The sequence below is a fragment of the Azohydromonas lata NBRC 102462 genome (genome assembly GCF_001571085.1).
Taxonomy (GTDB): domain Bacteria; phylum Pseudomonadota; class Gammaproteobacteria; order Burkholderiales; family Burkholderiaceae_C; genus Azohydromonas; species Azohydromonas lata.
On the sequence record NZ_BCTC01000050.1, the window covers coordinates 19,059 to 45,889 of the forward strand.

The following is a 26,831-nucleotide window of genomic DNA, read 5'->3' on the forward strand; positions in this document are numbered from 1 at the left end:
TTCTTGAATATAAGCGTGCAACTTACAGTCACGACCCAGCGTGAGGTATTGACTTCGCGCAATCCAAACAAATAGCGGGAAACACGGATGGACTTGGTGGCGGTGTTGGGCGGCCTGGGCGTGGGGCTGATCGTCGGCCTCACGGGCGTGGGCGGCGGCTCGCTCATGACGCCATTGCTCATCGGCGTGTTCAAGCTCAACCCGGCCGTGGCCATCGGCACGGACCTGTGGTTTGCCGCCATCACCAAGTCCGGCGGCTCGCTCGCGCACTGGCGCATGGGCCACGTGGACAAGCAAATCCTGCTGCGGCTGCTCACCGGCAGCGTGCCGGCGGCCATCGCCACCATCGTGCTGATGCATTTCACCGGCATCACCAAGGGCTGGGCCAGCACGCTGACCTTCTCGCTGGGCATCGCGCTGCTGCTCACGGCCGTGACCGTGGCCTACCGCAAGGTGTGGCTGCAGGTGGGCCTGAAGCTGGAGAAGTGGCTGCCCGAAACCGTCAAGCCCACGCTCACCGTGGCCGCCGGCGCGCTGCTGGGCGTGCTGGTGTCGCTGAGCTCCATCGGCGCCGGCGCCATAGGCGCGACGCTGATCCTGCTCCTGTATCCTCGCGTCCCCACGCAACGGCTGGTCGGCACCGACATCGCCCACGCCGTTCCGTTGACGCTGGTGGCCGGCATAGGCCACGCCTCGCTCGGACACGTCGAGTGGGGCCTGCTGGCCAGCCTGCTGGTCGGCTCCCTGCCGGGCATCTGGCTCGGCGCCAAGCTCACCCGCGCCCTGCCCGACAAACTGGTGCGCGCACTGCTGTGCGTGTCGCTGGTGACCGCCGGACTGAAAGTGATTAACTGACATGTACAAGTACACCGACTTCGACCGCCAGTTCGTGCGCGCCCGCGCCGCGCAGTTCCGCGACCAGCTCGAGCGCAACCTGCGCGGCGAGCTTGGCGACGACGAATTCCGCCCCCTGCGCCTTCAGAACGGCTGGTACATCCAGCGCCACGCCCCCATGCTGCGCGTGGCCGTGCCCTACGGCGAATTGAGCAGCCGCCAGCTGCGCCAGCTCGCCCGCATCGCCCGCGAGTACGACCGCGACTACGGCCACTTCACCACGCGCCAGAACCTGCAATACAACTGGATTCCGCTGCACCAGTCGGCCGACGTGATGGAGCTGCTGGCCGAAGTGGACATGCACGGCATCCAGACCAGCGGCAATTGCATCCGCAACATCACCAGCGACGCGCTGGCCGGCATCGCCCCGGACGAGGCCGTGGACCCGCGCCCCTACGCCGAGGTGCTGCGCCAGTGGAGCACGCTGCACCCCGAATTCGCCTTCCTGCCGCGCAAGTTCAAGATCGCCATCACCGGCGCCGCCGAAGACCGCGCCGCCATCCAGTGGCATGACATCGGCCTGCACCTGGTGAAGAACGAGGCCGGCGAAGTCGGCTTCAAGGTCTTCGTGGGCGGCGGCATGGGCCGCACGCCGGTGGTGGGCGTGGAGATCAACGCCTTCGTGCCCTGGCAGCAGATCCTCGTCTACATCGAGGCCATCGTGCGCGTCTACAACCGCTACGGCCGCCGCGACAACCTCTACAAGGCCCGCATCAAGATCCTGGTGAAGGCCGAAGGCCAGAAGTTCTTCGACGCCGTCAACGCCGAGTTCCGCCAGATCCTGGAAAGCGACGCCGAAGGCGCCGCTCACCTGATCCCGCTGCGCGAGCTGGAGCGCGTCTCGGCCCACTTCACGCTGCCCGCCGGCGTGCGCCCCGCCCCCAGCGGCTTCCAGCCCGCGCGCCACGGCGACCAGCAGCAGGCCTTCACCCGCTGGCTGGAGCGCAACGTGCACGGCCACAAGGTCAGCGGCTACCGCGCCGTGACGCTGTCGCTCAAGCGCCTGGGCCTGCCCCCCGGCGACGCCACCTCGAACCAGATGGAAGCGGCCGCCACCATGGCCGACCGCTACTCGCTGGGCGAGCTGCGCGTGACGCACGACCAGAACCTGTTGCTGCCCTGGGTGCGCGAGGCCGACCTCTACGCCGTGTGGCACGCCGCCAAGGACGCGGGCTTCGCCTCGCCCAACATCGGCCTGCTCACCGACATGATCGCCTGCCCGGGCGGCGACTTCTGCGCCCTGGCCAACGCACGCTCGCTGCCCATCGCCGAGGCCATCACCGAGCGCTTCCAGGACCTCGACGAGCTCTGGGACATCGGCGACATCGACCTGCACATGTCCGGCTGCATCAACTCCTGCGGCCACCACCACAGCGGCCACATCGGCATCCTCGGCGTGGACAAGGACGGCAGCGAGTGGTACCAGGTCACGCTGGGCGGCTCCGACGGCTCCACGCTGTCGGGCAAGACCCAGGCCGGCAAGGTCATCGGCCCGTCCTTCGCGGCCGACGAGGTGGCCGACGTCATCGAAGCCGTCATCGACACCTACCGCGCCGAGCGCGCCGAAGGCGAGCGCTTCATCGACACCGTGCGCCGCGTGGGGCTGTCCCCGTTCAAGACCGCCGCCGACGCCGTGCGCACCGCCACCGCCGTGCGCGAAGCGCAGCCCGCCTGATAGACCCCTGCCCAGAAGAAACGAGTTTCAAGCCATGAAGTTCATCGACCCCCATCAGGACCGCTGGCAGCAGGTGAGCGGCGAGGACGGCCCGCAGGTGCACCCCAGCCCCGCCCCGCACCGGCTCCTGACGCTGGAGCAGTGGCACGCCGTGCGCGGCGAGTGGCCGCAGGGCGTGGCCGTGGGCGTGATGCTGCCCAACGACGCCGACGTCGAAGCCCTGGCCGAGGACCTGCCCCGCCTGTCGCTGGTGGCGCTCACGTTCCCCAAGTGGGTGGACGGCCGCGCCTACTCGCAAGCCCGGCTGCTGCGCGTGCGCTACGGTTTCAAGGGCGAGATCCGCGCCACCGGCGAAGTGCTGGTGGACATGATGCAGTTGCTGCAGCGCACCGGCTTTGACGCCGTGGTGCTGCGCGCCGACCAGAAGCTGGAGTCCGCGCGCCGCGCGCTGGGCTTCTTCGGCGGCCACTACCAGGGCGACACGGTGCATCCGCAACCGGTCTTCGCCCGCCACGACCCGCAGCCTTACTCACGGAGCTGATACCGCCATGAGCGCCATCGAACTCAACGCCCGCCCAAGCGCCGACTTCGACAACAAGGTCGCGCGCGCCCTGGACCTGCTGCGCGACGCCGCCGAGCGCTTTGCCGGCCGCGTCGTCCTGGCCAACAGCCTCGGCGCCGAGGACATGGTCCTCACGGACCTCATCGCCCGCCACCAGTTGCCCATCGCCCTGGGCACGCTGGACACCGGCGTGCTCCACGCCGAGACGCTGGCCGTGCTGCCGCTCATCAAGGCGCGCTACGGCATCGAGGTGGAGGTCTACCGCCCGGTGCAGGAAGCGGTCATCGAGTTCGTCGCCCGCAACGGCGAGCGCGCCATGTACGAGAGCGTGCCGCTGCGCAAGGGCTGCTGCGGCGTGCGCAAGCTCGAGCCGCTGTCGCGCATGCTGGCCAGCCGCGATGCCTGGGTCACCGGCATGCGCCGCGAGCAGTCCGACAACCGCGGCGCGGTGCCCTTCGAGGACCAGGACGACAAAGGTCGAATCAAGTTCAACCCGCTGGCCGACTGGACCTGGGGCGACGTGTGGCACTACATCAAGCTGCACGACGTGCCCTACAACGCGCTGCACGACCAGTTCTTCCCCAGCATCGGCTGCGCGCCCTGCACGCGCGCCATTTCGTTGGGCGAGCCCTTCCGCGCCGGCCGCTGGTGGTGGGAGGACGAGTCGGCCAAGGAATGCGGCCTGCACGTCAAGCAAAGCGCCTTGCCGGCCTGAAGGAAAGCTGAAGTCAAGATGGGCCGCGTGGTCTTCATCGGCGCCGGCCCCGGGGCGGCGGACCTCATCACCGTGCGCGGCGCGCAACGGCTGGCCGCGGCACAGGTGGTGCTGTTCGACGCGCTCACCGATCCGGCGCTGCGCGAGCTCGCACCGCACGCGCAGTGGCTGGACGTGGGCAAGCGCGGCTACCGCGACAGCATGGGCCAGGCGCGCATCAACACGCTGCTGGTGGAGCAGGCGCAACAGCACGCCCTCGTGGCGCGGCTCAAGGGCGGCGACCCCAGCATCTTCGGACGGCTGGAAGAGGAGCTGCTGGCGCTGCAGGCCGCCGGCATCGAGTGCGAGGTCGTCCCCGGCGTCACGGCGGCCCTGGCCGCCGCCGCCGCCACGCAGCGCCCGCTCACGCGCCGCGGACGCGGGCGCAACGTGAGCCTGAGCACGGCCATGACGCGCGCGGGCACGCTGCGCGCCAGCCGCAGCGCCGACACGGAAGTGTTCTACATGGCCGGCCACGCGCTGCCGGAGCTGTCGCACCGCCTGCTGGCCGCCGGCTGGCCGGCCACCGAGCACGTGAGCGTGGTCTCGGCCGCCGGCACCGCCGGGCAGCGCACCAGCCTGCACAGCGTCCAGACCCTGGGCGAAGCCGCCGCGCAGCATGCGGGGCGGCCCACGGTGGTCATCGTGGGCGCCGGCGCCGGCACTTTGGATGCCGCGGAGGCCACGACCGAGAGCCCGCTTGATGTATCTCAGGTTTCAGTGGAAACCCCCAGGGCTTAAAATCACTGTTTTTCGTCTATCGCCACGGCCGACCACTGGGCCCCACGCGATCAACCCCACTACTCAAAAGTCATGACCCACGTCGTCACCGAATCGTGCATCCGCTGCAAGTACACCGACTGCGTCGATGTCTGCCCCGTGGACTGCTTCCGGGAAGGCCCCAACTTTCTGACGATCGATCCTGACGAGTGCATCGATTGCGCGGTCTGCATCCCCGAGTGCCCGGTCAACGCCATCCTCCCCGAAGAGGACGTGCCCGCCGACCAGCAGCAGTTCATCGCCCTGAACGCCGAGCTGTCCAAGAAATGGCCCAGCATCACCAAGCGCAAGGAAGCGCTGCCTGATGCCGAGGAGTGGAAGAACCGCACGGGCAAGCTGCCGGAACTGAAGAAGTAATCCAGACGACCATGGAATCGCAAGTGAACCAAGAAGCCGCCGTGGCGGCGCAAGCGCAGGGCGTGATCGAGACCGACGCCATCATCGTCGGCGCCGGCCCCTGCGGCCTGTTCCAGGTCTTCGAGCTGGGCCTGCTGGAGATCAAGTGCCACATCATTGACTCGCTGGCCTACCCCGGCGGCCAGTGCATCGAGCTCTATCCCGACAAGCCCATCTACGACATCCCGGCCGTGCCCATGTGCACCGGCAAGGAGCTCACCGACAACCTGCTCAAGCAGATCGAGCCCTTCGGCGCGACCTTCCACCTGGGCCAGGAAGTCACCCGCGTGGAAAAGCAGGAAGACGGCCGCTTCTTCGTCGAGACGAGCAAGGGCACGCAGTTCCTGACCAAGACGGTGTTCATCGCCGGCGGCGTGGGCTCCTTCCAGCCGCGCATGCTCAAGGTCGAGGGCCTGGACGCGTTCAACGACAAGCAGGTCTTCTACCGCGTCAAGAACCCCGCCCAATTCGCCGGCAAGAACCTGGTGATCGTGGGCGGTGGCGACTCCGCGCTGGACTGGTCGCTGAACTTCGCGCAGGAAGGCCCCAACAAGGCCGAGAGCGTCATCCTGATCCACCGCCGCGACGGCTTCCGCGCCGCGCCCGCCTCGGTGGCCAAGATGAAGGAGCTGTGCGACGAGTACGAAATGCAGTTCATCGTCGGCCAGATCACGGGCATCGACACCAGCGCCGACGGCCAGACCCTCACCGGCGTGAAGGTCACGGGCGGCGATGGCGTCACCCGCGTGGTGCCCATGGACATGCTGCTGGTCTTCTTCGGCCTGTCGCCCAAGCTCGGCCCCATCGCCGACTGGGGCCTGGCCCTGGAGCGCAAGCAAATCGTCGTGGACACCGAGAAGTTCCAGACCAACGTGCCCGGCATCTTCGCCGTCGGCGACGTCAACACCTACCCCGGCAAGAAGAAGCTCATCCTGTCGGGCTTCCACGAAGCCGCGCTGGCCGCCTTCGGCGCCGTGCCCTACATCTTCCCCGAGAAGAAGGTGCACCTGCAGTACACCACCACCAGCCCCAAGCTGCACAAGGTGCTGGGCGTGGAAACGCCGGTGTTCGACTGAGCACGCCGAGCCGGGTCCGACCCGCCCGTCTCCAGGAAAGGCCCGCCCAGCGGGCCTTTTTCTTTATCGGGGGCGGGGCCGGACGTGGCCGCCAAGCCACAGGCGATGGAGCGCGGGCGCGGATAATTCACGCTTTCCGCTGGGGGTGCCGGACACGCTGTGTCCGGCTGAGAGAGTCCCCTTGAACCTGATTGAGATCATCCTCGCGCAGGGAAGCACCGGTGGCCGCACGTCCTGCGCGGCAGCCGCGCTCACCTGTCGCGGCACTGCAGTACCTGCCATGGCCCACCGCACCCACCCGCGCGCCCTGTTCGCGCCCGCCCCCCTGGCCACCGCGGCCGCCCTCGCCCTGTCGCTGCCGGCAGCGGCCCAGCAGGCCGCCGCGCCCGCCGCCCCGGCGGTTGATGCCGCAACCGCTGCCGCAGACACGGCGCCGGCCACGACCACCACCATCACCGTCACCGGCCGCACCCCGGCGCCCGCCGTCAGCGGCTTCGGCGAGCAGCCGCTGTCGTCCACGCCCATCAGCGCCCGCGTGCTCGGCGAAACGCAACTGCGCGACACCGGTGCACGAGACCTGCGCGACCTCACGCGGCTGGACGCCTCGTTCTCCGACGCCTACAACGCCGAGGGCTACTACGGCAACCTCAGCGCGCGCGGCTATGTGTTGGACAACCGCTTCAACTACCGCCGCGACGGCCTGCCCATCAGCGGCGAAACCGTCATCGGCCTGGAGAACAAGGCCAGCGTCGAGCTGCTCAAGGGCACCAGCGGCATCCAGGCCGGCACCAGCGCGCCCGGCGGGCTGGTGAACTACACCGTCAAGCGGCCGGACCGCACCGTGCGCAGCGCCACCCTGGGCTGGCGCGAGAACGGCACCGTGGGCGCGGCGGTGGACCTGTCGCAGCGCTTCGGCGAGGACGAGCGCTACGGCCTGCGCCTGAACGCCGCCGCCGAGCGGCTGCGCCCGCAAACCCGCGACCTGCGCGGCGAGCGCCAACTGCTGGCCCTGGCCGGCGACGTGAAGCTCACCCGCGACACGCTGCTGGAAGTCGAGGTGGAACACAGCCGCCAGTCGCAGCCCAGCGTGCCGGGCTTCAGCATGCGCGGCGACGTGCTGCCCAACGCCCACGACGTGGACCCGCGCACCAACCTCAACAACCAGCCCTGGTCGCAGCCGGTGGTGTTCAACGACAACACCGCCTCCGTGCGCCTGACGCAAAAACTCGAAGGCGGCTGGAAGGCCACGGCCCACGCCGTGACGCAGCGCATCAGGACGGACGACCGGCTCGCCTACCCCTTCGGCTGCACCGAATCGGCCACCGTGTACTGGGCCGACCGCTACTGCAGTGACGGCCGCTTCGACACCTACGCCTTCAAGAGCGACAACGAACGCCGCCGCAGCGACGCACTGGACCTTGCCATTGCCGGCGGCCTGCAGACCGGCCCCGTCAGCCATGACTTGACCACCGGCGTGCTCTTCACCCGCTTCAAGAGCCGCCTGCAGCCGCGCCTGGACGATGGCGTCTGGGTCGGCTACGGCAAGGACGACGGCAGCTTGGTGATTCCCACCCTGCCCGCGGACCTGGGCACCGCGCCCAATACCAACCGCACCGAGCGCTCCACCGAGCTCTACCTGCGCGACGCCATGCGGCTGACCGAGCGCTGGAGCGCCTGGCTGGGCCTGCGCCACACCCGCCTGGACCGCGAGAGCGTGCGCACCGACGGCACGCGGCCCACCGACTACGGCCAGTCCTTCACCACGCCCTGGGCCGCCGCGAGCTACGCCTTCGCGCCGCAGCATTTGGTCTACGCGAGCTGGGGCCAGGGCATCGAGTCCTACATCACGCCCAACAAGAGCAGCTACGGGGCACAGGCCGGCCAGGCCCTCACCGCGCAGAAGAGCCGCCAGACCGAAATCGGCATCAAGGGCCGCACGCCCTACGACCTGCAATGGACGCTGGCAGCCTTTGACATCAACCGCCCCGTGGTCACCGACACCGGCAGCGAGTACTTCGTGGACGGCAGCCAGCGCCACCGTGGCCTGGAAGCTCAACTGGAGCGCCGCGCCGGCGCCTGGCAGTTCGCAGCCGGCGCCATGGCGCTGCGAGCCCGCTACGAGGACAGCACAGACGCCGCCCGCAACGGCCAGCGCCCGCCCAACGTCCCCTCTCGCACCCTGCGCCTGATGGCCGGCCACGACGTCGGCGCCCTGCCCGGGCTCAACGTGCAGGGCTGGCTGGTCTACGAAGGCGACCGCACCCTGACACCTGCGGCCGACAGCCCGCGCATCGGCGGCTGGGCCCGTGTAGACCTCGCCGCCCGCTACACCCAGCGTGTGGACGCCACCACGCTCACCTGGCGCGCCGGCGTGGACAACGCCTTCGACCGCCGCGCCTGGCGCGAGTCGCCCTACCAGTACGGCCACATCTACCTCTACCCCATGGCGCCGCGCACCTTCCGCGTGTCGCTGCAGGCGGACTTCTGACCCGAGCCGCATCGGCAGCCAAAACACAATCCCCCGCCCAGGCGCCTACCGCCCGTCTCAAGGGCGGGGCATAACCCGTTTTCGTTACAAAACCATTCTTCGAGGGATCACCATGACTTTTCGCCATGCCCTGACCTGCGCTCTGGGCGCCGCCGCCCTGGCCGGCTCGGCCCAATCGGCTTGGGCCGACAACGCCGCCAAGACCATTCCCTTCAAGGCCACGGCCACCATCACCGAGTGGCTGGACCCCACGCCCACCAACCCCTGCGCGGGCGAGGCGCCGGCCTACGGCGCCGCAGCCACCGGCACCAGTTCCGGCACGGGCCTGGGCTCGGCCATCGGCGTCTTCAGCTTCTCGGCACAGGACTGCGTGGTCTCCACCAGCCCCTACTTCCTGCCGCCCTATGCCTTCAACAGCCGCCAGTTCATGATCACCACGGCCAACGGCGACCAGCTCATCGGCCGCTACCAGGGCACCAGCCAGCCCATGAACGGCGGGCCGCTGGTCATGAGCGGCACCTTCACCATCACCTCGGGTTCCGGCCGCTTCGCCTACGCCACGGGCAGCGGCACGCTGGAAGTCGTCGAAGACATCAGCACGATGCCGGCCAAGGGTTTCCTCACGCTCAACGGCCGCATCTCGCAGCCCAGGCACTGAGGCTGACGGCGGCGCAGCCGCCTCAGCGCGCCGCGCCGCGCACCACCAGGCTCACGCCCAGCGCCGTGAGCGCCATGCCCGCCAGCACCGTGGGCCCAAGCGGCTCGCGGAACAGCAGCCAGGCCAGGAGCGCGGTGCACGGCGGCACCAGGTACATCAGGCTGGTCACGCGCGTGGCTGCGCCGCGCTGGATCAGCAGGTACAGCAGCGAGCTGGCGCCCAGCGTCAGCGCCAGCACCGACCAGGCCAGTGCGCCTATCAGCTCCGGATGCCATTGCATGCCCGTGGGCTCCAGCAGCGCCAGCGGCAGCGACACGGCCAAGGCCGCGCTCAACTGCACCAGGCTGGCCGTGCGCACGTCGCACGGCTTCACGAAGCGTTTCTGGTACAGCGTGCCTACCGTGATGCACAGCAGCGCGCCCAGGCACAGCAAGAAGTTGAAGGGCGTGATCTCCCCGCTGCCCAGCTTGCGCCACACCACCAGCAGCAGGCCCAGCAGACCAAGCAGCAAACCGAGCCACTGGCGGGCACTGGCACGCGCCTCCTGGCCGCTGGCCGACACCCACAGCGCCGTCAGCACCGGCTGCAGGCCCACGATCAGCGCCACCGTGCCGGCCGGCGCCCCGGCCTTCACCGCGGCCCACACGCCGCCCAGGTAACCCGCGTGCATGAGCACGCCTGTGGCGGCCAGGTGCAGCACCTGCGCGCCATTGCGCGGAAAGGCCGGCCGCGTGGCCGCGATCCACAAGCCGAAAGCCAGCACCGAGAGCGCATAGCGCCAGCTGAGAAAGGTCAGCGGCGGCGCATGCGGCATGCCGTAGCGCGCCACGATGAAGCCGGTGCTCCAGATGAGCACGAACACCGCGGGCATGGCGCGCACCAGCGTCGCGCCGGGCACTGCCGGGGCCGAAGCGGTCAACGCGCGCGGGCGCGAATTTCGGGCAGCGCCTTCTGCAGGTAATACACCATGGACCAGATGGTCAGCACCGCGGCCAGCCAGATCAGGCCCGTGCCCCAGAGGTGCGTATCGACCACGCCCAACAGCCGCCCGTCATAGAGCAGGAAGGGAATGGCCACCATCTGCACCGTGGTCTTGAGCTTGCCCACCATGTGCACGGCCACGCTGCGCGAGGCGCCGATCTGCGCCATCCACTCGCGCAGCGCCGAGATGGCGATCTCGCGGCCGATGATGACCAGCGCCACCAGCGCGTCCACCCGGTCCAGTTGCACCAGGATGAGCAGCGAGGCGCAAACGAGGAACTTGTCCGCCACCGGGTCCAGGAAGGCGCCGAAGGAGGACGTTTGATTGAGCCGCCGCGCCAGCCAGCCGTCGGCCCAATCGGTGAGCGCGAACACGATGAACAGCACCGTGGCCACCAGGTTTTGCGTCGCGTGCTGCATGGGCAGCTCGTACACCGCCACGATCAGCGGTATGGCCACGATGCGGGCCCAGGTCAGCAGGGTGGGCAGGTTGAAAAACATCCCGGCATTGTGCCTGCTGCGCAAGGGCTCGCCGGCCGTCCGAGACCCGGGCTCTTCGGACGGCCGCGCGCTCATGGGTACACCCTCGCGCTGCGCGCGGTCCCGCCGAGCGGGACGGAACGTTCCCTTCGCAGCGGCCGGGCGGGGGCGCTCATTGATCCAGCGTCCGCGGCTTGAAGTGCCTGTCGTCGTTGAACAGGAACACTTCGCTGAATTTCCACGGCCGCGGCAGGTGCGACACGTCGCCAAAGGGCGCGGCGCGGTTCACGGCGTCAATGGCCAGCTGCACCGTGTCCTTGGCCTGGTGCGGCACGCGCTGCACGTTGATCCTGCGCACGCTGCCGTCGCGGTTGAGCTCGATCTCCAGCACCGGAATGGCCAGCAGCGGCTCAGGCACGTCGCCCATGTAGGACATGCTCGGGTTGGCCGCCACCAGCCGCGTGGCGGCCTGGATGCGATAGGACGTCCAGTCGCCCGCCTGCGCCGGTTTGGGCAGGGCGGCCACCGCGCGCGCCGTCGAGGGCTCCAGCGCCGGCGAGGTCGCAGGCTGCGCGGACGAGGCCGTCGAATCCGGCAGCGGCTTGGTCAGGGTGCAGGCGCCCAATCCCAGGGCGGTCGCGATCAGGGCCCACCAGCGCAGTGGGCGCGGGGCTTCAGTGGAGCGCACGGTAAATCTCCTCCGCCAGGTCTCTCGATATGCCTTCGACGCTGGCGAGCTCGTCGACGGCGGCTTGGGCCACGCCGCGCACACCGCCGAAGCGCTGCAGCAGCCGGGCCCGCTTCTTTGGGCCGACGCCCGGGATGTCCTCCAGCCGGCTGCCGCCGGTGCGCACACTCGCGCGCTTGGCCCGCATGCCGGTGATGGCAAAACGGTGCGCCTCGTCGCGGATCTGCGCCACCAGCATGAGCGCTGCGGAATCGGCGCCCAGGTACACCTTGGGCCGGCCGTCGGCAAACACCAGCTCTTCCAGGCCGACCTTGCGCCCCTCGCCCTTCTCGACGCCGGCGATGAGCGACAGGTCCAGCCCCAGTTCCTCGAACACCTCACGCGCCATGCTCACCTGGCCGCGGCCGCCGTCCACCAGCACCACGTCAGGCATGCGCGCCGTGCCGGCGGCCACGCCCTCGGCCAGCTTGCCGTAGCGGCGCGTGAGCACCTGCCGCATGGCGGCGTAGTCGTCGCCGGGCGTGATGCCGGTGATGTTGAACCGGCGGTACTGGGCGCTTTGCATCTGGTGGTTCTCGAACACCACACAGCTGGCCTGCGTGGCTTCGCCAGCGGTATGGCTGATGTCGAAACACTCGATGCGCAAGGTATCCAGATCCTGCACCTCAAGGCCCAGCGACTCGGCCAGCGCCAGGGTGCGCGCCTTCTGCGAGCCTTCCTGCGCCAGCAGCCGCGCCAGCGCCAGCTCGGCGCCGGTCTGCGCCATCTGCAGCCACACGCGGCGCTGCTCGCGCGGCTGGTGCTGCGCGCTGACCTTGAAGCCGGCGTGCACGGACAGCGCCTCCATCAGCGCCGCGTCCACCGGGTGGCTCACCACCAGCGAGGGCGGCACGGCGCTGTCCAGGTAGTGCTGGGCGATGAAGGCCTCCAGCACGCGCACCTCTGGCGGCACGGGCGCGGCGACGTCGTCGCTCTCGTCTTCCACCGCCCCGAGGACGGCACCCTCCTCCACGTGCGTCGGGAAGTGCGCGCGGTCGCCCAGGTGGCGCCCGCCGCGCACCATGGCCAGGTTCACGCAGGCGCGGCCGCCTTGCACCTTCACGGCCAGCACGTCCACGTCCTTGCCGGCAGACGAGGCGCTGTTCTCCTCCACCGACTGCTGCTGCAGCACGCGCGACAGGGCCTGGATCTGGTTGCGCAGCTCGGCCGCCTTCTCGTACTCGAAGGCCTCGGCGTGCTCCATCATCCGCCGCTGCAACTGGTCCAGCAGCTCCTGCTGCTCGCCGCGCAGGAAGCGCTCGGCGTTGTGCACGTCGCTCGTGTAGTCGGCGTCGCTGATGAGGCCTACGCAGGGCGCCGTGCAGCGCCGGATCTGGTAGAGCAGGCAAGGCCGGCTGCGGTTGGCAAAGACGGTGTCCTCGCAGGTGCGCAACCTGAAAACCTTCTGCAGCAGCTGGATGGACTCCTTCACCGCCCAAGCGCTCGGGTAGGGGCCGAAGTAGTGGTGCTTCTTGTCCACCGCGCCGCGGTAGTAAGCCATGCGCGGGAAGCGGTGCGAGACGAGCTGCAGGTACGGATAGCTCTTGTCGTCGCGGAACAGGATGTTGAACCGCGGGTTGAGCGCCTTGATGAGGTTGTTTTCCAGCAGCAGCGCTTCGGCCTCGGTGCGCACCACCGTGGTCTCCATGCGCGCGATGCGGTTGACCATCACGCCGATGCGCGTGCCGCCGTGGTCCTTCTGGAAATAGCTGGAGACGCGCCGCTTGAGGTTCTTGGCCTTGCCGACGTAGAGCACGGCGCCGTGCGCATCGAAGTAGCGGTAGACGCCGGGCAGCGCGGGCAACTGCGCCACTTCGGCCAGCAGCGCGGCGCGGCCCGCGGCAGCGGCTGACTCGGCATGTACAACTTCCTCGGCGGCGGCGGCCTGCACGGCCGCGGCAGCGTCTTCGGGAGATAAGGACTGGGTCATGGAGGGCGTGATTCTGACGCTTCGGATAATCGCGCCATGTTGTGGGACCTGTTCTGCCGCGTGATCGACAACCACGGTGACCTCGGTGTGGCCTGGCGACTGGCCACGGATTTATCGGCTCGCGGCGAGCGCGCGCGGCTGTGGGTGGACGACGCCTCGGCCCTGGCCTGGATGGCGCCGCAAGGCAATGCCCGCGTGCAGGTGCTGCCCTGGCGCGACGAAGGCGACTTCCCCGAGCCCGGCGACGTCGTCGTGGAGCTGTTCGGCTGCGACCCGCCGGCGGGCTTCGTCGCGCGCATGGCCGCCAGCCCCAAGCCGCCCGCGTGGATCAACCTCGAATACCTCAGCGCCGAGCGCTACGTGGAGCGCTCGCACGGCCTGCAGTCGCCGCAGTTCTCCGGCCCCGGCGCGGGCCTGGTGAAGTTCTTCTTCTACCCCGGCTTCACCCCCGCCACCGGCGGCCTGCTGCGCGAGCGCGACTTGCAAGCACGCCGCGCCGCCTTCGACCGCGCCGCCTGGCTGGCCGCGCAAGGCACCGGCTGGCAGCCGGACGAACGCGTGGTCAGCCTCTTCTGCTACCGCCGCCTCGACGCCCTGTGGCCGTGGCTGGCCGACGGCCGCCCAACGCTGCTGCTGGCCACACCCGGCGCGGCGCAGGCCGACGTGCCCGGCCTGCCCGCCAACGTGCGCCTGCACCGCCTGCCCTGGCTCACGCAGCGCGACTACGACCACCTGCTGTGGGCCGCGGACCTGAACTTCGTCCGCGGCGAGGATTCCTTCGTCCGCGCCCAATGGGCCGCCGTGCCCTTCGTGTGGCAGATCTACGAGCAGGACGACGGCGTGCACGCCGAAAAGCTGGACGCTTTCCTGGATCGCTTTCTGGCCGGCAGCAACGCCGCTTTCAGCCTGGAATTGCGCGCGCTGTGGCGCGCCTGGAACCGCCTGGCCGAGCCGCCGGCCGCCCTGCCGGACGACGCCACGTGGCGTGCCGCCTGCGCACGCTGGCGGCAAAGCCTTGAAAAGCAGCACGATTTGACCGGCCGGCTACAGGAGTTCGTGGCGGCGCGTTGGTAGAATCACGGGCTTTGCGTTGAGCCGCGTCCGTGCGACGCGCGCCTGCGACGCGCTATCAGGCAGCACCGAGCGTTCAATTCGTGCAGCCACTCTCTTTTGGAATCTCGCCATGAAACTCGCTCAGGAAATCCGCGCCGGCAACGTGATCATGCAGGGCAAGGACCCGATGGTCGTGCTCAAGACCGAATACAGCCGCGGCGGCCGCGGTGCCGCCACGGTGCGCATCAAGATGAAGAACCTGCTCAATGGCGGCGGGGCTGAAGTCGTCTTCAAGGCCGACGACAAGATGGACCAGATCATCCTGGACAAGAAGGAGTGCACCTACACGTACTTCGCCGATCCGATGTATGTGTTCATGGACACCGAGTACAACCAGTTCGAGGTCGAGGCCGAGAACATGGGCGACGCCATCTCCTACCTGGAAGACAACATGGTGGTGGAAGTGGTGTTCTATGACGGCAAGGCCATCTCGGTCGAGCTGCCCACCACCGTCGTGCGCGAGATCGAGACCGAGCCCGCCGTCAAGGGCGACACCTCCGGCAAGGTCATGAAGCCCGCCCGCCTGGTCGGCACCGGCTTCGAAATCCCCGTGCCCCTGTTCGTGGAAAACGGCGACAAGATCGAAATCGACACCCGCACGCACGAGTACCGCAAGCGCGTCTGATTCCAGACACGCACGCGCGCACATCGCATGCGAGCAGCAAGGGGCACTTCGGTGCCCCTTGTCGTTTCCGCCTTCCGAATCCCCTTCTCTTGCCCGACTCCCGCCCGCCGCCATGAAGCGCTCTCCCGTCGTGCCCGCCCACATCGCGTTCGACACCGACGGCGTGCCCCACGCCCCGGATTTCAACGACGTCTACCACACGCGCGCCGGCGCGCTTGGGCAGTCGCGCCATGTCTTCCTGCACGGCAACGGGCTGCCGCAGCGCTGGCAGGGGAAACCGCGCTTCACGGTGCTGGAGACGGGTTTCGGCCTGGGCAACAACTTCCTGGCGACCTGGGACGCCTGGCGCGCCGACCCGCAGCGCTGCGCGCGGCTGCACTACGTCGCCGTGGACCTGCATCCGCCGCGCCTGGACGATTTGAAGCGCGCCCACGCCGCTTCCGCCCTGCCGGCGCTGGCCGGCGAGCTGCTCGCCGCCTGGCCGCCGCTGAGCCCCGACCTGCACACGCTGCACCTGGACGGCGGACGGATCGTCCTGCAACTGGCCTGGGGCGACGCCAACGGATGGCTGCCGCAGCTCCTGCTGGAAGCCGACGCCTTCTACCTGGACGGCTTCGCGCCCAAGCGCAACGAGGCGCTGTGGTCGCCTCATGTGTTCAAGGCACTGGGCCGGCTGGCCGCACCCGGCGCCACCGCCGCCACCTGGAGCATTGGCCGCGCCGTGCGCGACGGCCTGCGCTCGGCCGGCTTCGAAGCCGAGCGCGTCCCCGGCTTCCCGCCCAAGCCGGAAATGACCTACGCCCGCTACGCCCCGGTGTTCACGCCGCGCCGCGCGGCCGGCCACCCGCTGTCGGCCCAAGTGGACCCGAATGCCCCGCGCACCGCCCTCGTCATCGGCGCGGGCCTGGCCGGTGCCGCCTGCGCCCAGGCGCTGGCCGCCGCGGGCTGGCAGGTCACCGTGCTGGAGCGCCACCCCGAGCCCGCCGCCGAAACCTCAGGCAACCGCGGCGGCCTGTTCCACGGCGTGGTCAACGGCCAGGACGGCCCGCACGCCCGCTTCAACCGCACGGCCGCGCTGCTGGCCCATAAAACCTTCGCGCCGCTGATCGCCACCGGCGCCATCCCCGGCCAGTTGGACGGCCTGCTGCGCCTGGCCGGCGCCGACGCGGACCTGGCCGGCATGCACACCCTGCTGGCCGCCCAAGGCCTGCCGCCGGACTACCTGCAGGCGCTGGACGCCCAGGCCGCCAGCGAGCTGTGCGCCCTGCCGCTGCAGGAGCCCGCCTGGTTCTACCCCGGCGGCGGCTGGCTGCAGCCCGGCGCGCTGGTGCGACATTGGCTGCAGCGGCCCGGCATCGCGCTGCGCACCGGCACGCAGGTGCGCGCGCTGCGCTCGTCCAACGGCATTTGGTCCGCCCTGGATGCCGCTGGCCAAGCGATCGCGCAGGCCAGCGCCGTGGTGCTGGCCAATGCGGGAGAAGCCTGTACGTTGCTTGAGAGTGCACATGGTGAAAAGCCGGGCTGGCCGCTGGGCCGCCAGCGCGGGCAGGTGACGATTCTTCCCGCCGGCACGCCGGGCTTGCACCCGCCGCGCCTGCCCGTGGCCGGCGGCGGCTACGCGCTCACGCTGCTGGACGGCAACGTCGTCTGTGGCGCCACCGCCACCCTGCAGGACCCCGACGCCACCCTGCGCCCGCAAGACCAGGCGTTCAACTTGAAGCGCCTGCGCCGCCTGGGCCTGGAGGTCGATGCGCGCGGCGTGCCGCTGTCCGGCCGCGTGGGCTGGCGCACGCTGGCCGACGACCGGCTGCCCGTGGTCGGCGCCGTGCCGGTGCCGGGCGCGGCCGCGCAGCGCGTGCGCGAACTGCCGCGCGTGCCCGGCCTTTTCGTGTGCACGGCGCTGGCCTCGCGCGGCATCGGTTGGGCGCCGCTGTTGGGCGAGCTGATCGCGGCCTGGGTGAGCGGCGGCCCCTTCCCGCTGGAAGCGGACCTGGTGGAAGCCGTGGACCCGGGGCGCTTTGGCGTGCGGCGCGCGCGCAAGGCGCAGGCCGCGCCGGCCGAAATGGACGACGGCGCCTGAAGAGGCGCCGTCGCACGTCACGTCCGGCGGCGGCCCGCGAAGGCCGCCGCCAAGCCCACCGTCAGAAGGTCAGCGTCTTCACGCCGTCCTTGGTGCCCAGCAGGCAGACCTGCGCCTTGTGGCGGGCAAAGATGCCCACGGTCACCACGCCGGGCCACTGGTTGACTTCGGCTTCCATGGCCGCCGGGTCGGTGATGCGCAGGCCGCGCACGTCCAGGATGGGGTTGCCGTTGTCGGTGAGCACGCCCGGGCGCAGCGTGGCTTCCCCGCCCAGGGCCTTGAAGCGGCGCGCCACCTGGGCCGCGGCCATGGCGATCACTTCCACCGGCAGCGGGAAGTTGCCCATCACCGGGACCAGCTTGGACTCGTCGGCGATGCAGACAAAACGGTCCGCCAGGTCGGCGACGATCTTTTCGCGCGTCAGCGCCGCGCCGCCGCCCTTGATCATGTAGCCGGCGTGGTCGATCTCGTCGGCGCCGTCCACGTAGACGGGGATGCGCTCCACGGTGCTGGCATCCAGCACGGGAATGCCGTGGGCCTTGAGCCGCTCGGTGCTGCGCTCGGAGCTGGAGACGGCGCCGGCGATCTGGTCCTTGATGGCGGCCAGCGCGTCGATGAAGCAATTGACCGTGGAGCCGGTGCCCACGCCCACCACGCTGCCGGGCACCACGTGCGCGACAGCGGCCTGGCCCACGAGGGCCTTGAGTTCGTCCTGATTCATGGGCGCGGATTATCGGCGACACCGTTTGCGACAATCGCGGGATGTCCCTGGTCCCCTACGCCCTCACCCGTCCCTTCCTCTTCGGCCTCGATCCGGAGCAGGCCCACGAACTCACGCTCAACACCATGGGCCGGCTGCAGAACACGCCCGCGCAATGCCTGTGGGCCCAGCCGCGCGTGAGCGCGCCGGTGACGGTGGCAGGGCTGCGCTTTCCCAACCGCGTCGGCCTGGCTGCCGGCCTGGACAAGAACGGCCGCTGCATCGACGGCTTGGGCGCCATGGGCTTCGGCTTCATCGAGGTCGGCACCGTCACGCCCAAGGGCCAGCCCGGCAACCCCAAGCCGCGCATGTTCCGCATCCCGCAAAAGGACGCGCTGATCAACCGCCTGGGCTTCAACAACGAGGGCCTGGCCTCCTTCCTGGCCAACGTGCAGCGCGCGAAATCCTTCCGCGCCGGCGGCGGCCTGGTGGGCCTGAACATCGGCAAGAACGCCGCCACGCCCATAGAGAACGCGGTGGACGACTACCTGATCTGCCTGGACGGCGTGTACCCGCACGCCGACTACGTGACGGTCAACATCTCCAGCCCAAACACCAAGAACCTGCGCGCGCTGCAAAGCGACGAGGCGCTGGACGCGCTGCTGTCGCAGCTCCAGGCGCGCCGTGAAACCCTGCAGCGCCAGCACGGCCGCACCGTGCCCATGTTCGTGAAGATCGCGCCCGACCTGGACGAGGCCCAGGTGAAAGTGATCGCCGCCACGCTGCGCAACAACGGCATCGACGGCGTCATCGCCACCAACACCACGCTGGCGCGCGACGCCGTGCAGGGCCTGCAGCACGCCGAGGAAACCGGCGGCCTCTCCGGGCGCCCGGTGTTCGAAGCCAGCAACCGCGTCATCGGCCAACTGCGCGCGGCCCTGGGCGGCGGCTATCCCATCATCGGCGTGGGCGGCGTGCTCAGCGGCGCCGACGCCAAGGCCAAGCTGCAGGCCGGCGCCGACCTCGTGCAGATCTACACCGGCCTGATCTACCGCGGCCCGGCGCTGGTGCGCGAGGCGGCGCAGGCGACGGCGGGCTGAGAAAACTGCAGCCCGCATCGTCCAGAAATCTGAACGATGCCGCTCATTCAAAGGCAAGGCGAAGTACAAAAAGCTGAACGATGAAGCCTGCGGGCAGCGTCCGCAGCGCAGCCGTCGCCCCGCCGCCGGCGCCTCACTCGCCCGCGACCACCCCCTCGCGCCGCGGGTCGGCCCCGCCGACCCACCCCGCCGCCGTGCGCTGCAGCGCCTGGATGCCGCTGTCCAGCGCGCGCTCGTCGATGTCGTGCCCCCGCTCGCGCAGCGCCTGGACGGTCGCCGCCGGAAAGCGGCCCTGCTCCAGCAGCGTCGGGCCGTTGAAGGTCCCGAAGTTGGGCAGGACTATGGCGTCCTGCGGCGACAAGCCCGCGCCCAAGGTGAAGAACAGCGTCTTGGCCGTGTAGTGGATGATGGCCGCCCCGCCGGGGGCGCCCAGCGTCATCAGCAGCCGGTGGTCCCTCGCGTCGAACACCAGCGTCGGGCTCATGCTGGAGCGTGGCCGCTTGCCCGGCTGCACGCGGTTGGCCACGAGGCGGCCTTGCGCGTCGCGCGGCGTGAAGGAGAAATCGGTCAGCTCGTTGTTGAGCATGAAGCCGCCGGCCAGCCCGGTGCCGCCGTCGGACATCAGCCGCGAGCCCCACACGGCCTCGATCGTCGTCGTCATCGACACGGCGCGGCCCTGCGCGTCCACGATGCTTACGTGGCTGGTGCCGTATTCCGGCTGCAGCGGCTGCGGCGCCCAAACCAGCGGCAGCGGGCCCGGGTTGCCGGGGCGCGCCGTCTTCATGCTCGTGGGCTTCACCAGCGCGGCGCGGCGCGCGAGGTAGGCCGGATCGAGCAGCGTGTTCCAGTCGTTGCCCGGTGCGGGAACGAAGTCGGGGTCGCCCACGAAGGCGGCGCGGTCGGCAAAGGCCAGCCGCGCGGCTTCGGTATACGCGTGCAGCCAGTCAGGCGTTGGCAGGCCCGCGCGCAGCGGCTCGCCCGCGTTGGGCAGCCGCTCCAGCACGCCCAGCGTCTGCATCATGGCCAAGTGGCCGGACGACGGGGGCGGGAAGCCGCAGACGCGGTATCGCACCCGCCAGAGCGTGCAAATCGGCGCGCGCTCCTTGGGCGTGTAGCCGTCCAGGTCGGCCAGCGTCATATCGCCGGGATTGGTCGGATGCGTCTGCACGCGGGCCACGATATCGGTCGCCACCGGCCCTTCGTAGAACGCCGCCGCGCCGTGCAGGGCGATGTTGCGCAGCACCTGCGCCAGGGCCGGGTTGCGCAGCCGGTGGCCCACGGGCCAGGGCTGCGCATCCGGGCCGAACCAGTAGGCCGCCGCGCGCGGCTGCGCCAGCAGCGAGGCCTTTTCGCTCATCAACTGCCGGTGCAGGTAGGGCGTGACGCTGAAGCCCTCCTCGGCCAGTTGAATGGCCGGCTCGAACAGGTGCGCCCAAGGCAGCCGGCCATGCTGGCGGTGCGCCGCCTCCAGCATGGCCACGGCGCCCGGCACGCCCACGGAGCGGCCGCCCACCACGGCCTGTGCAAACGGCACAGGCGTGCCGTCCGCCCGCATGAACAGGTTTTCGGTGACGGCGGCGGGCGCCATCTCGCGGCCGTCGAAAGCCTGCACGCGCCGGCCGTCCCAGCTCATGAGAAAGGCGCCGCCGCCTATGCCGCTGGCCTGCGGCTCCACCAGCGTCAGCACCATCTGCACGGCCACCGCGGCGTCCACGGCCGAGCCGCCCTCGCGCAGCATCTGCAGCCCGGCCTGCGCCGCCAGCGGGTGCGCGGCGGCCACGGCCATGCGCCTGAAGGCGGGTTGGGCGGACGGCGCGGGCTGGGCGTTCGAGGGCGCCATCGCCGCTTCGCCGGCGGGGCCCGGCCGCAGCGCGGCGCAGCCCGCCACGAGGCTCGCCGCCAGGGCCGCGAGACCCGCGCGGCGCAGCGGGGGCCAGGCGATGGGCGCCGCAGCGGCCCCCGCCCTTGAAGGTGGACGCATCTTGTTCTCCTTGGTTGCGCATGCCACTTGCCTGTCGCACCGCATGCCGACTGCCGACACAGCAAGGAATCTGCCATGACGCCCGCAACGCGGCCCCCATGGCGCCTTCACCGGCTGCCGTGGCTGTGGCTGTGCGTGCTGCTGTTGCTCGCCGGCTGCGCGGGCCTGCCCACCATCGTTCCGGACATGGCCGTGCCGCGGCGCCCGGTGCAGATAGCAGGCGCCAACGGGCCGCTGTCGCGCGCGCAAAGCCAGGCCATCCTGGAGCGGCTCAAGAGCAGCGGCACGCCCACCGACGTGCTCGGCCGCCACCTGGCGCTGGAAGAGGCGCTGGTCGGCACGCCGCTGGTGGCCGGCAACCGCGTGCAGTTGCTGCAGGACGGCCCCGCCACCTACGAGGCCATGTTCACGGCCATGCGCGCGGCGCGCGACCACCTCAACGTCGAGTTCTACATCCTGGAGGACGACGAGGTCGGCCAGCGCTTTCGCGCCCTGCTGCTGGAGCGCCAGCGCGCCGGCGTGCAAGTGAACCTGCTCTACGACGGCGTGGGCAGCCTGGGCACGCCCAAGGAATTCTTCGACCCGCTGCGCGAGGCCGGCGCCCAAGTGCTGGAGTTCAACCCCGTCAACCCGCTCAAGGCCCGCCGCGGCTGGAACGTCAACCAGCGCGACCACCGCAAGCTGGTCGTGGTGGACGGGCGCACGGCCTTCCTGGGCGGCATCAACATCAGCAGCGTCTACTCCAGCGGATCGCTTTCCGGCGGCGGCTCGCGCGGGCGCGCCGTGCGCAAGGAACAGCAGCGCCAGCGCGACGTGAACGCCCTGCCCTGGCGCGACACGCAGGTGCAGATCGACGGTCCCGTCGTGGCCGAGTACCAGCGCCTGTTCCTGCAGACCTGGGCCGCGCAGCACGGCCCCGAGCTGCCCGCGCGCGACTACTTCCCGGCGCAGCAGCCGCAGGGCAGCGAGGTGGTGCGCGCCATAGGCAGCGCGCCGGACGAGCCCTACAGCTTCATCTACGCCACGCTGATCTCGGCGCTGCGCAGCGCGGAGAGCGAAATCCTCATCACCACGGCCTACTTCGTGCCCGACCCTCAACTGCTCGAAGCGCTGCAGGAGGCGGCCCGGCGCGGCGTGAAGGTCCAGATCCTGCTGCCCAGCCGCAGCGACAGCGCCTTCGTCCTGGCCGCCGGGCGCGCCTCCTACCAGGCGCTGCTGGACGCGGGCGTGGAGCTGTACGAGCGCCAGCAGGCGCTGCTGCACGCCAAGACGGCGGTGATCGACGGCGTGTGGTCCACCGTGGGCTCCACCAACCTGGACTGGCGCAGCTTCCTGCACAACCAGGAGCTCAACGCCGTGGTGTTGGGCGCCACCTTCGGCGCGCGCATGCGCGAGGTTTTCAGCCGCGACCTGGCGGCCTCGCGCCGCCTGGACGCCGAGGAATGGAAGCGCCGCCCGCTCTCGGAGCGGCTCAAGGAGCAAGCGGCCAAGGTGTGGGCGTGGTGGCTGTAGCCGCTGGCGCGGCGGCCCAATGAAAAAGCCGCCCGCGGGCGGCTTTCGTCTGGGTGCGCGGGCGGCTTACAGCAGCGTCACGCCGGTGCGTTCCTGCACGTACTCGCGGGTGACTTCCGGGGCCAGCTCGACGAGCTTCAGGCCTTCGGGCGTCACGTCCATCACGGCCAGGTCCGTGATGATGCGGTGCACCACGCCCACGCCGGTGAGCGGCAGCGTGCACTTGGGCAGGATCTTGAGGTCGGTGGTGCCGTCCTTCTTGCGCGCCACGTGCTCCATCACGACGATCACGCGCGGCACGCCGGCCACGAGGTCCATGGCGCCGCCCATGCCTTTGACCATCTTGCCGGGGATCATCCAGTTGGCCAGGTCGCCCTTTTCGCTGACCTGCATGGCGCCCAGGATGCTCAGGTTGATCTTGCCGCCGCGGATCATCGCGAAGCTCTCGTGCGAGCCGAAGATGCTGGAGCCGGCAATGGTGGTGACGGTCTGCTTGCCGGCGTTGATGAGGTCGGCGTCGACTTCATCCTCGGTCGGGAACGGGCCGATGCCCAGCATGCCGTTTTCGCTTTGCAGCCACACCTCGATGCCGGCGGGCACATGGTTGGCCACCAGCGTCGGGATGCCGATGCCGAGGTTCACGTAGAAGCCGTCCTGCAGCTCGGTGGCGGCCTTGGCGGCCATCTGGTCTTGGGTCCAGGGCATGTCGTGTCTCCTTCAGGCGGCCGGACGGGTGGTGCGCTTTTCGATGCGCTTCTCGGGGGTGGCATTGAGCACCAGGCGGTGCACGTAGATGCCCGGCAGGTGCACGGCGTCCGGATCGAAGGCGCCGACTTCGATGATCTCCTCGACTTCCACCACGGTGATCTTGCCGGCCATGGCCGCGGCCGGGTTGAAGTTGCGCGCGGTGCGGCGGAACATCAGGTTGCCGCTCTTGTCGGCCTTCCAGGCCTTGACCAGCGACACCTCAGGGTTGAGCGCGCGCTCCATGATGTAGGTGTGCCCGTCGAACTCGCGCGTCTCCTTGCCTTCGGCCACCAGCGTGCCCACGCCGGTGCGGGTGAAGAAGGCCGGGATGCCCGCGCCGCCGGCACGCAGCTTTTCGGCCAGCGTGCCCTGCGGCGTGAATTCCAATTCCAGCTCGCCAGCCAGGTATTGGCGCTCGAACTCCTTGTTCTCGCCCACGTAGCTGGAAATCATCTTTTTGATCTGCCGGGTTTCCAGCAGTTGCCCCAGGCCAAAACCATCAACGCCGGCGTTGTTGGAAATGACGGTGAGATTCTTCACGCCCGTGTCGCGCAGTGCGGCGATCAGGGCTTCGGGAATGCCGCACAGGCCAAAGCCACCGACGGCCATGAGCTGGCCGTCCTTGACGATGCCCTTCAGCGCTTCTGCGGCGCTCGGGTAGAGCTTGTTCATCCGGGGTCTCCTACGTGGAACGGGCGCAATGTACTACTTAACGCATTAAGTAGTTGGTAAGTAGAATCGCCTAAAGCCAATTCCGGAGCCCTGACAAATGCAAATTCCCCTGCCGAATTCTTCCGAGTTGGCGCCACTGGACTACCGCACCGCATTCGACCTGGCGCCCATCGGCCTGGTGATTTCGCGCAACCGGCAGATGCTGGACTGCAACCGCCGCATGCTGGCCATGTTCGGCGCCGAGCGCGAGGAGCTCATAGGCTGCTCTTTCGAGGTGCTGTACCCGAGCATGGAAGAGTTCGAGCGCACGGGGCAGCGCATCGTGGCCAGCCTGGACGAGCAGGGCTGGTACGCCGACGAGCGGGTGATGAAGCGCGTGGGCGGCCCGCAGCGCAATGAGCTCTTCTGGTGCCATGTATCGGGCCGCGCCCTGGACCCGTCGCAGCCGCACGCCGCGGGCATCTGGAGCTTCGAAGACCTCTCGCCGCGCCGCCGCCTGGGCTGCGAGCTCACGGCACGCGAGCGCGAGATCGCCGCGCTGCTCATCGACGGCCTCACCAGCAAGCTCATAGGCCGCAAGCTCGACATCAGCCCGCGCACGGTGGACGTCTACCGTGCACGCCTCATGCGCAAGTACGGCGCCTCCACCACGCCAGAGCTGGTGCACAAGCTGCTGTGCGCGTGAGCCATGAAAAACGCCGCCCCGGGGCGGCGTTTTTGGGCGGTGCGCGAAGGCGTCAATCCAGCAGCGCCCGCACCCATTGCGGCAACGGCACCGAGCGCTTGGTGTTCGAGTCGGCCCACACCACCTTGGCGCCGCCGCTGGCGGCGATGTCGCCGGGGCGGTCCGTGCGCTCCAGCGTGGTGTAGGTCTCGAAGCTGCTGCGCCCGGGCCTGGCGACGTAGAAGCGCGCCAGCAAGTCGCCCGGGTATTCGAGCTGCTGATGGAAGTTGCAGAAGGCGTTGACGATCACCGGGCCGCTGCCGTCCGGGTCTGGCGGCACGCCGTGCGACTGCAGCCAGTCCACGCGCACCATCTCCAGGTAGCGGAAATACACGGTGTTGTTGACATGGCCCATGGCGTCCATGTCGCCCCAGCGGATGGCAATCCGCGACTCGAACACCAGTCTTTTGTCTTCAGGCAGATCAAAGCGCATGCGGTCGTTCTTGGCTGTCGGCGTGCTTCAGGCGCTCAGGTGGTGGACTCGGAATTGAGCTGCGGGTCCATGCCCAGCTCGGCGGCCATGCGCAGCACCAGGGCGCGCAGCTCGGCCACCTCGGCGCGCAGCGCGGCGATCTCGTCGGCGCGCGCAGGCTTGGGAGCGGCCAGCTCTTCCGGCCCGGCCACGGGCAGCGAGGGCTCGCCGGTGAGCAGTTGCGCCCAGCGCGCCTCGCGAGCACCCGGGGCGCGGGCCAGGCGCACCACGCGCGGCGGCGACTTCTCGGCCAGTTCCTCCAAGAAGCCTTCCACCGACGAGATGTCGGCAAAGCGGTGCAACCGCTCGCAGTTGGCGCGCAGCTCGGCGGCGGTTTGCGGGCCACGCAGCAGCAGCGTGGCCAGCAGCGCCACCGCCGCGCCGGGCACGCCCAAGCCGCGGTTGGCGTTGTGGTCGTAGCGCGTGACGCGCGTGCCGCTGACCTCGTTGATCAGCGACAGCTCGCGCAGCCCCTCGATCGCCTCCAGCACGTCGGCCTCGGTGAGGTTCATCACCGGGTCGCGCGCGGTCTTCTGGTTGCAGCCGGCCAGCAGCGCGTTGAGCGACAGCGGGTAGGTGTCGGGAACGGTTGCCTGCTTCTCCACCAGCACGGCCAGCACGCGCCCTTGCGCGTGAGTCAGGTCGCGCATGGCGGTCACCAGACGCCGAAGCCGTCGTCGGCGGAGATGACGGCGCCGTTGATGAAGTGGCTCTCATTGGCGCAGAGCATCATGAGCACGGAGTCCAGGTCCTGCGGCCGGCCTATGCGCTTGCGCGGCGTCATCTTCACCAGGTCCTGCGCGGTGGCGCGGGTCCACTCGTGGTGGTTCTGCTCGGTGTCGATGTAGCCGGGGCAAATCGCGTTGACGTTGATGCCGTAACTGCCCCACTCCAGCGCCATGGCACGCGTCATGTAGATCAGCCCGGCCTTGCTCATGCCGAAGGCGCCGGCCTCGGCCTGGACGCGCTGCGCGGCCATGGCCGCGATGTTGACGATGCGCCCACCGGTGAAGGTGCCGGGCAGGGCACCCTGGGCGCGGCCGATCATGCGCTTGGCCACTTCCTGCGCCATGAAGAATGCACCGCGCAGGTTGCACTTCATGACGTAGTCGTAATCCTCGGGCGTGACTTCCAGCAGCTTTTGCTGGGCGTTGACGCCGGCGTTGTTGACGAGGATGTCGATGGCGCCCATCTCCGTCTCGGCGTGGGCGACCGCGGCGCGGATGCTGTCGGGGTCGGTCACGTCCAGGCCCACGACGTGGGCATCGCCGCCTTCGGCCTCGATCTCGGCGCGCAGCGTCTTGAGCTTTTCCACGCGCCGCGCCGACAGCACCACACCCGCGCCGGCACGCGCCAGCACACGAGCGAATTGCGCACCCAAGCCACCGGAGGCGCCGGTGACGAAGGCCACGCGGCCCGATAAATCGATTTGGTAACTCATGAGGCAGCAGCCTCCTCGTCTGCATGCAAGAGGGGGCGGCCAAGATAGCACGCCCGGCCAGGGTTCCCGGCGCTGGCGGGTGCCGATTGCGCCGGGCCGGCGCAGCCGCTCCTGATGCGCAAAGGGTGTAGCCGCCGACTTAAGATGGCGGGTTTTTCCAGCACAACACAACATTCGATGACGCCGCAGCAACTGCTTGAACAGTACGGTCCGCGCGAGTCCATGGACTACGACGTGGTGATCGTCGGCGCCGGCCCCGCGGG

At 69.7% G+C, this 26,831-nt stretch carries 26 protein-coding genes and 1 riboswitch; of the genes, 15 read left to right on the forward strand and 11 right to left on the reverse strand.

Going from position 1 to position 26,831, the window contains the following annotated elements:
• Positions 1–87: 87 nt before the first annotated feature.
• The 9 genes from ALA01S_RS17545 (at position 88) to ALA01S_RS17585 (ending at position 9,283) form a co-directional block, all read left to right on the forward strand.
• On the forward strand, positions 88–855 hold the full coding sequence (locus ALA01S_RS17545) for a sulfite exporter TauE/SafE family protein (RefSeq protein WP_066338813.1): 768 nt from the start codon (positions 88–90) through the stop codon (positions 853–855).
• A 1-nt stretch (position 856) separates the two neighbouring features.
• Entirely contained in the window at positions 857–2,569 is a 1,713-nt protein-coding gene (locus ALA01S_RS17550) for a nitrite/sulfite reductase (protein ID WP_066338815.1), read from the forward strand.
• A gap of 34 nt (positions 2,570–2,603) precedes the next feature.
• The gene (locus ALA01S_RS17555; protein WP_066338821.1) at positions 2,604–3,110 is read left to right on the forward strand and encodes a DUF934 domain-containing protein; all 507 of its coding nucleotides are present in this window, start codon (positions 2,604–2,606) and stop codon (positions 3,108–3,110) included.
• Between the two features lie 7 nt (positions 3,111–3,117).
• Positions 3,118–3,846, forward strand: a complete 729-nt coding sequence (locus ALA01S_RS17560; RefSeq protein ID WP_066338823.1) for a phosphoadenylyl-sulfate reductase — start codon at positions 3,118–3,120, stop codon at positions 3,844–3,846.
• Between the two features lie 18 nt (positions 3,847–3,864).
• Positions 3,865–4,626: a uroporphyrinogen-III C-methyltransferase gene (gene cobA / locus ALA01S_RS17565; RefSeq protein WP_084267678.1), complete on the forward strand. Its 762-nt coding sequence runs from the start codon at positions 3,865–3,867 to the stop codon at positions 4,624–4,626.
• 72 nt (positions 4,627–4,698) lie between these two features.
• Positions 4,699–5,022: a ferredoxin FdxA gene (fdxA, locus tag ALA01S_RS17570; RefSeq protein ID WP_066338825.1), complete on the forward strand. Its 324-nt coding sequence runs from the start codon at positions 4,699–4,701 to the stop codon at positions 5,020–5,022.
• An 11-nt stretch (positions 5,023–5,033) separates the two neighbouring features.
• Positions 5,034–6,137 (forward strand): NAD(P)/FAD-dependent oxidoreductase, encoded by a 1,104-nt coding sequence (locus tag ALA01S_RS17575; RefSeq protein ID WP_066338828.1) that lies wholly within the window; start codon positions 5,034–5,036, stop codon positions 6,135–6,137.
• 131 nt (positions 6,138–6,268) lie between these two features.
• A riboswitch (TPP riboswitch) is annotated at positions 6,269–6,368 on the forward strand.
• Positions 6,369–6,417: 49 nt separating this feature from the next.
• Complete coding sequence (locus ALA01S_RS17580) at positions 6,418–8,625, forward strand: TonB-dependent siderophore receptor (RefSeq protein WP_066338830.1); 2,208 nt, start codon at positions 6,418–6,420, stop codon at positions 8,623–8,625.
• Between the two features lie 112 nt (positions 8,626–8,737).
• Positions 8,738–9,283, forward strand: coding sequence for a hypothetical protein (locus ALA01S_RS17585; RefSeq protein ID WP_066338832.1), 546 nt, complete (start codon positions 8,738–8,740; stop codon positions 9,281–9,283).
• Between the two features lie 22 nt (positions 9,284–9,305).
• On the opposite strand, the gene ALA01S_RS17590 is transcribed toward ALA01S_RS17585, so the two are convergent.
• The 4 genes from ALA01S_RS17590 to uvrC all read right to left on the reverse strand — a co-directional run bounded on the left by ALA01S_RS17590 (position 9,306) and on the right by uvrC (position 13,401).
• The gene (locus tag ALA01S_RS17590; protein WP_066338866.1) at positions 9,306–10,154 is read right to left on the reverse strand and encodes a DMT family transporter; all 849 of its coding nucleotides are present in this window, start codon (positions 10,152–10,154) and stop codon (positions 9,306–9,308) included.
• A 44-nt stretch (positions 10,155–10,198) separates the two neighbouring features.
• Positions 10,199–10,765, reverse strand: a complete 567-nt coding sequence (gene pgsA / locus ALA01S_RS17595) for a CDP-diacylglycerol--glycerol-3-phosphate 3-phosphatidyltransferase (RefSeq protein ID WP_066338835.1) — start codon at positions 10,763–10,765, stop codon at positions 10,199–10,201.
• Positions 10,766–10,916: 151 nt separating this feature from the next.
• Complete coding sequence (locus tag ALA01S_RS17600) at positions 10,917–11,432, reverse strand: hypothetical protein (protein WP_066338836.1); 516 nt, start codon at positions 11,430–11,432, stop codon at positions 10,917–10,919.
• Entirely contained in the window at positions 11,419–13,401 is a 1,983-nt protein-coding gene (gene uvrC / locus ALA01S_RS17605; protein ID WP_084267679.1) for an excinuclease ABC subunit UvrC, read from the reverse strand. Before uvrC ends, ALA01S_RS17600 begins: the two co-directional genes overlap by 14 nt.
• Positions 13,402–13,437: 36 nt before the next feature.
• On the opposite strand from uvrC, the gene earP reads away from it, so the two are divergent.
• From earP to mnmC, 3 genes are all read left to right on the forward strand, one after another.
• Entirely contained in the window at positions 13,438–14,475 is a 1,038-nt protein-coding gene (earP, locus tag ALA01S_RS17610) for an elongation factor P maturation arginine rhamnosyltransferase EarP (RefSeq protein WP_066338838.1), read from the forward strand.
• 109 nt (positions 14,476–14,584) lie between these two features.
• On the forward strand, positions 14,585–15,139 hold the full coding sequence (gene efp, locus ALA01S_RS17615; protein ID WP_066338840.1) for an elongation factor P: 555 nt from the start codon (positions 14,585–14,587) through the stop codon (positions 15,137–15,139).
• A gap of 112 nt (positions 15,140–15,251) precedes the next feature.
• Positions 15,252–17,219 (forward strand): bifunctional tRNA (5-methylaminomethyl-2-thiouridine)(34)-methyltransferase MnmC2/FAD-dependent 5-carboxymethylaminomethyl-2-thiouridine(34) oxidoreductase MnmC1, encoded by a 1,968-nt coding sequence (mnmC, locus tag ALA01S_RS17620; RefSeq protein ID WP_066338843.1) that lies wholly within the window; start codon positions 15,252–15,254, stop codon positions 17,217–17,219.
• Positions 17,220–17,280: 61 nt separating this feature from the next.
• Here the strand turns inward: mnmC and rpiA are convergent, their stop codons facing one another.
• Complete coding sequence (gene rpiA / locus ALA01S_RS17625; RefSeq protein WP_066338845.1) at positions 17,281–17,940, reverse strand: ribose-5-phosphate isomerase RpiA; 660 nt, start codon at positions 17,938–17,940, stop codon at positions 17,281–17,283.
• Positions 17,941–17,981: 41 nt separating this feature from the next.
• Between rpiA and ALA01S_RS17630 the strand changes: the two genes are divergently transcribed.
• On the forward strand, positions 17,982–19,019 hold the full coding sequence (locus ALA01S_RS17630; protein WP_066338847.1) for a quinone-dependent dihydroorotate dehydrogenase: 1,038 nt from the start codon (positions 17,982–17,984) through the stop codon (positions 19,017–19,019).
• A gap of 133 nt (positions 19,020–19,152) precedes the next feature.
• On the opposite strand, the gene ALA01S_RS17635 is transcribed toward ALA01S_RS17630, so the two are convergent.
• Positions 19,153–21,000 (reverse strand): gamma-glutamyltransferase family protein, encoded by a 1,848-nt coding sequence (locus tag ALA01S_RS17635; protein ID WP_084267680.1) that lies wholly within the window; start codon positions 20,998–21,000, stop codon positions 19,153–19,155.
• Between the two features lie 75 nt (positions 21,001–21,075).
• Here ALA01S_RS17635 and ALA01S_RS17640 point away from each other — a divergent pair, with 75 nt between their 5' ends.
• On the forward strand, positions 21,076–22,512 hold the full coding sequence (locus ALA01S_RS17640) for a phospholipase D-like domain-containing protein (RefSeq protein ID WP_066338848.1): 1,437 nt from the start codon (positions 21,076–21,078) through the stop codon (positions 22,510–22,512).
• A 66-nt stretch (positions 22,513–22,578) separates the two neighbouring features.
• On the opposite strand, the gene ALA01S_RS17645 is transcribed toward ALA01S_RS17640, so the two are convergent.
• Together ALA01S_RS17645 and ALA01S_RS17650 are read right to left on the reverse strand one after the other, a co-directional pair.
• Positions 22,579–23,217 carry a 3-oxoacid CoA-transferase subunit B gene (locus tag ALA01S_RS17645; RefSeq protein ID WP_066338851.1) on the reverse strand — a complete coding sequence of 213 codons (639 nt, stop codon included), beginning with the start codon at positions 23,215–23,217 and terminating at the stop codon, positions 22,579–22,581.
• A 12-nt stretch (positions 23,218–23,229) separates the two neighbouring features.
• Entirely contained in the window at positions 23,230–23,931 is a 702-nt protein-coding gene (locus ALA01S_RS17650; protein WP_066338853.1) for a CoA transferase subunit A, read from the reverse strand.
• A 97-nt stretch (positions 23,932–24,028) separates the two neighbouring features.
• On the opposite strand from ALA01S_RS17650, the gene ALA01S_RS17655 reads away from it, so the two are divergent.
• Positions 24,029–24,616 (forward strand): LuxR C-terminal-related transcriptional regulator, encoded by a 588-nt coding sequence (locus ALA01S_RS17655; protein WP_066338855.1) that lies wholly within the window; start codon positions 24,029–24,031, stop codon positions 24,614–24,616.
• A gap of 52 nt (positions 24,617–24,668) precedes the next feature.
• On the opposite strand, the gene ALA01S_RS17660 is transcribed toward ALA01S_RS17655, so the two are convergent.
• Genes ALA01S_RS17660 through ALA01S_RS17670 form a run of 3 tightly spaced genes read right to left on the reverse strand, consistent with a single transcriptional unit; the run spans position 24,669 to position 26,568 of the window.
• Positions 24,669–25,088, reverse strand: coding sequence for an acyl-CoA thioesterase (locus ALA01S_RS17660; protein WP_066338857.1), 420 nt, complete (start codon positions 25,086–25,088; stop codon positions 24,669–24,671).
• A 35-nt stretch (positions 25,089–25,123) separates the two neighbouring features.
• Positions 25,124–25,777: a YceH family protein gene (locus ALA01S_RS17665; RefSeq protein ID WP_066338873.1), complete on the reverse strand. Its 654-nt coding sequence runs from the start codon at positions 25,775–25,777 to the stop codon at positions 25,124–25,126.
• Positions 25,778–25,782: 5 nt separating this feature from the next.
• Complete coding sequence (locus ALA01S_RS17670) at positions 25,783–26,568, reverse strand: SDR family oxidoreductase (RefSeq protein WP_066338860.1); 786 nt, start codon at positions 26,566–26,568, stop codon at positions 25,783–25,785.
• Positions 26,569–26,831 lie beyond the last annotated feature (263 nt).

Excerpts from the sequence above, each read along its gene's own strand:
- ALA01S_RS17545 (WP_066338813.1), top strand. The coding sequence starts at position 88 with ATGGACTTGGTGGCGGTGTTGGGCGGCCTGGGCGTGGGGCTGATCGTC.
- ALA01S_RS17550 (WP_066338815.1), top strand. The coding sequence starts at position 857 with ATGTACAAGTACACCGACTTCGACCGCCAGTTCGTGCGCGCCCGCGCC.
- ALA01S_RS17555 (WP_066338821.1), top strand. The coding sequence starts at position 2,604 with ATGAAGTTCATCGACCCCCATCAGGACCGCTGGCAGCAGGTGAGCGGC.
- ALA01S_RS17560 (WP_066338823.1), top strand. The coding sequence starts at position 3,118 with ATGAGCGCCATCGAACTCAACGCCCGCCCAAGCGCCGACTTCGACAAC.
- cobA (WP_084267678.1), top strand. The coding sequence starts at position 3,865 with ATGGGCCGCGTGGTCTTCATCGGCGCCGGCCCCGGGGCGGCGGACCTC.
- fdxA (WP_066338825.1), top strand. The coding sequence starts at position 4,699 with ATGACCCACGTCGTCACCGAATCGTGCATCCGCTGCAAGTACACCGAC.
- ALA01S_RS17575 (WP_066338828.1), top strand. The coding sequence starts at position 5,034 with ATGGAATCGCAAGTGAACCAAGAAGCCGCCGTGGCGGCGCAAGCGCAG.
- ALA01S_RS17580 (WP_066338830.1), top strand. The coding sequence starts at position 6,418 with ATGGCCCACCGCACCCACCCGCGCGCCCTGTTCGCGCCCGCCCCCCTG.
- ALA01S_RS17585 (WP_066338832.1), top strand. The coding sequence starts at position 8,738 with ATGACTTTTCGCCATGCCCTGACCTGCGCTCTGGGCGCCGCCGCCCTG.
- ALA01S_RS17590 (WP_066338866.1), bottom strand. The coding sequence starts at position 10,154 with ATGCCCGCGGTGTTCGTGCTCATCTGGAGCACCGGCTTCATCGTGGCG.
- pgsA (WP_066338835.1), bottom strand. The coding sequence starts at position 10,765 with ATGTTTTTCAACCTGCCCACCCTGCTGACCTGGGCCCGCATCGTGGCC.
- uvrC (WP_084267679.1), bottom strand. The coding sequence starts at position 13,401 with ATGACCCAGTCCTTATCTCCCGAAGACGCTGCCGCGGCCGTGCAGGCC.
- earP (WP_066338838.1), top strand. The coding sequence starts at position 13,438 with ATGTTGTGGGACCTGTTCTGCCGCGTGATCGACAACCACGGTGACCTC.
- efp (WP_066338840.1), top strand. The coding sequence starts at position 14,585 with ATGAAACTCGCTCAGGAAATCCGCGCCGGCAACGTGATCATGCAGGGC.
- mnmC (WP_066338843.1), top strand. The coding sequence starts at position 15,252 with ATGAAGCGCTCTCCCGTCGTGCCCGCCCACATCGCGTTCGACACCGAC.
- rpiA (WP_066338845.1), bottom strand. The coding sequence starts at position 17,940 with ATGAATCAGGACGAACTCAAGGCCCTCGTGGGCCAGGCCGCTGTCGCG.
- ALA01S_RS17630 (WP_066338847.1), top strand. The coding sequence starts at position 17,982 with ATGTCCCTGGTCCCCTACGCCCTCACCCGTCCCTTCCTCTTCGGCCTC.
- ALA01S_RS17635 (WP_084267680.1), bottom strand. The coding sequence starts at position 21,000 with ATGCGTCCACCTTCAAGGGCGGGGGCCGCTGCGGCGCCCATCGCCTGG.
- ALA01S_RS17640 (WP_066338848.1), top strand. The coding sequence starts at position 21,076 with ATGACGCCCGCAACGCGGCCCCCATGGCGCCTTCACCGGCTGCCGTGG.
- ALA01S_RS17645 (WP_066338851.1), bottom strand. The coding sequence starts at position 23,217 with ATGCCCTGGACCCAAGACCAGATGGCCGCCAAGGCCGCCACCGAGCTG.
- ALA01S_RS17650 (WP_066338853.1), bottom strand. The coding sequence starts at position 23,931 with ATGAACAAGCTCTACCCGAGCGCCGCAGAAGCGCTGAAGGGCATCGTC.
- ALA01S_RS17655 (WP_066338855.1), top strand. The coding sequence starts at position 24,029 with ATGCAAATTCCCCTGCCGAATTCTTCCGAGTTGGCGCCACTGGACTAC.
- ALA01S_RS17660 (WP_066338857.1), bottom strand. The coding sequence starts at position 25,088 with ATGCGCTTTGATCTGCCTGAAGACAAAAGACTGGTGTTCGAGTCGCGG.
- ALA01S_RS17665 (WP_066338873.1), bottom strand. The coding sequence starts at position 25,777 with ATGCGCGACCTGACTCACGCGCAAGGGCGCGTGCTGGCCGTGCTGGTG.
- ALA01S_RS17670 (WP_066338860.1), bottom strand. The coding sequence starts at position 26,568 with ATGAGTTACCAAATCGATTTATCGGGCCGCGTGGCCTTCGTCACCGGC.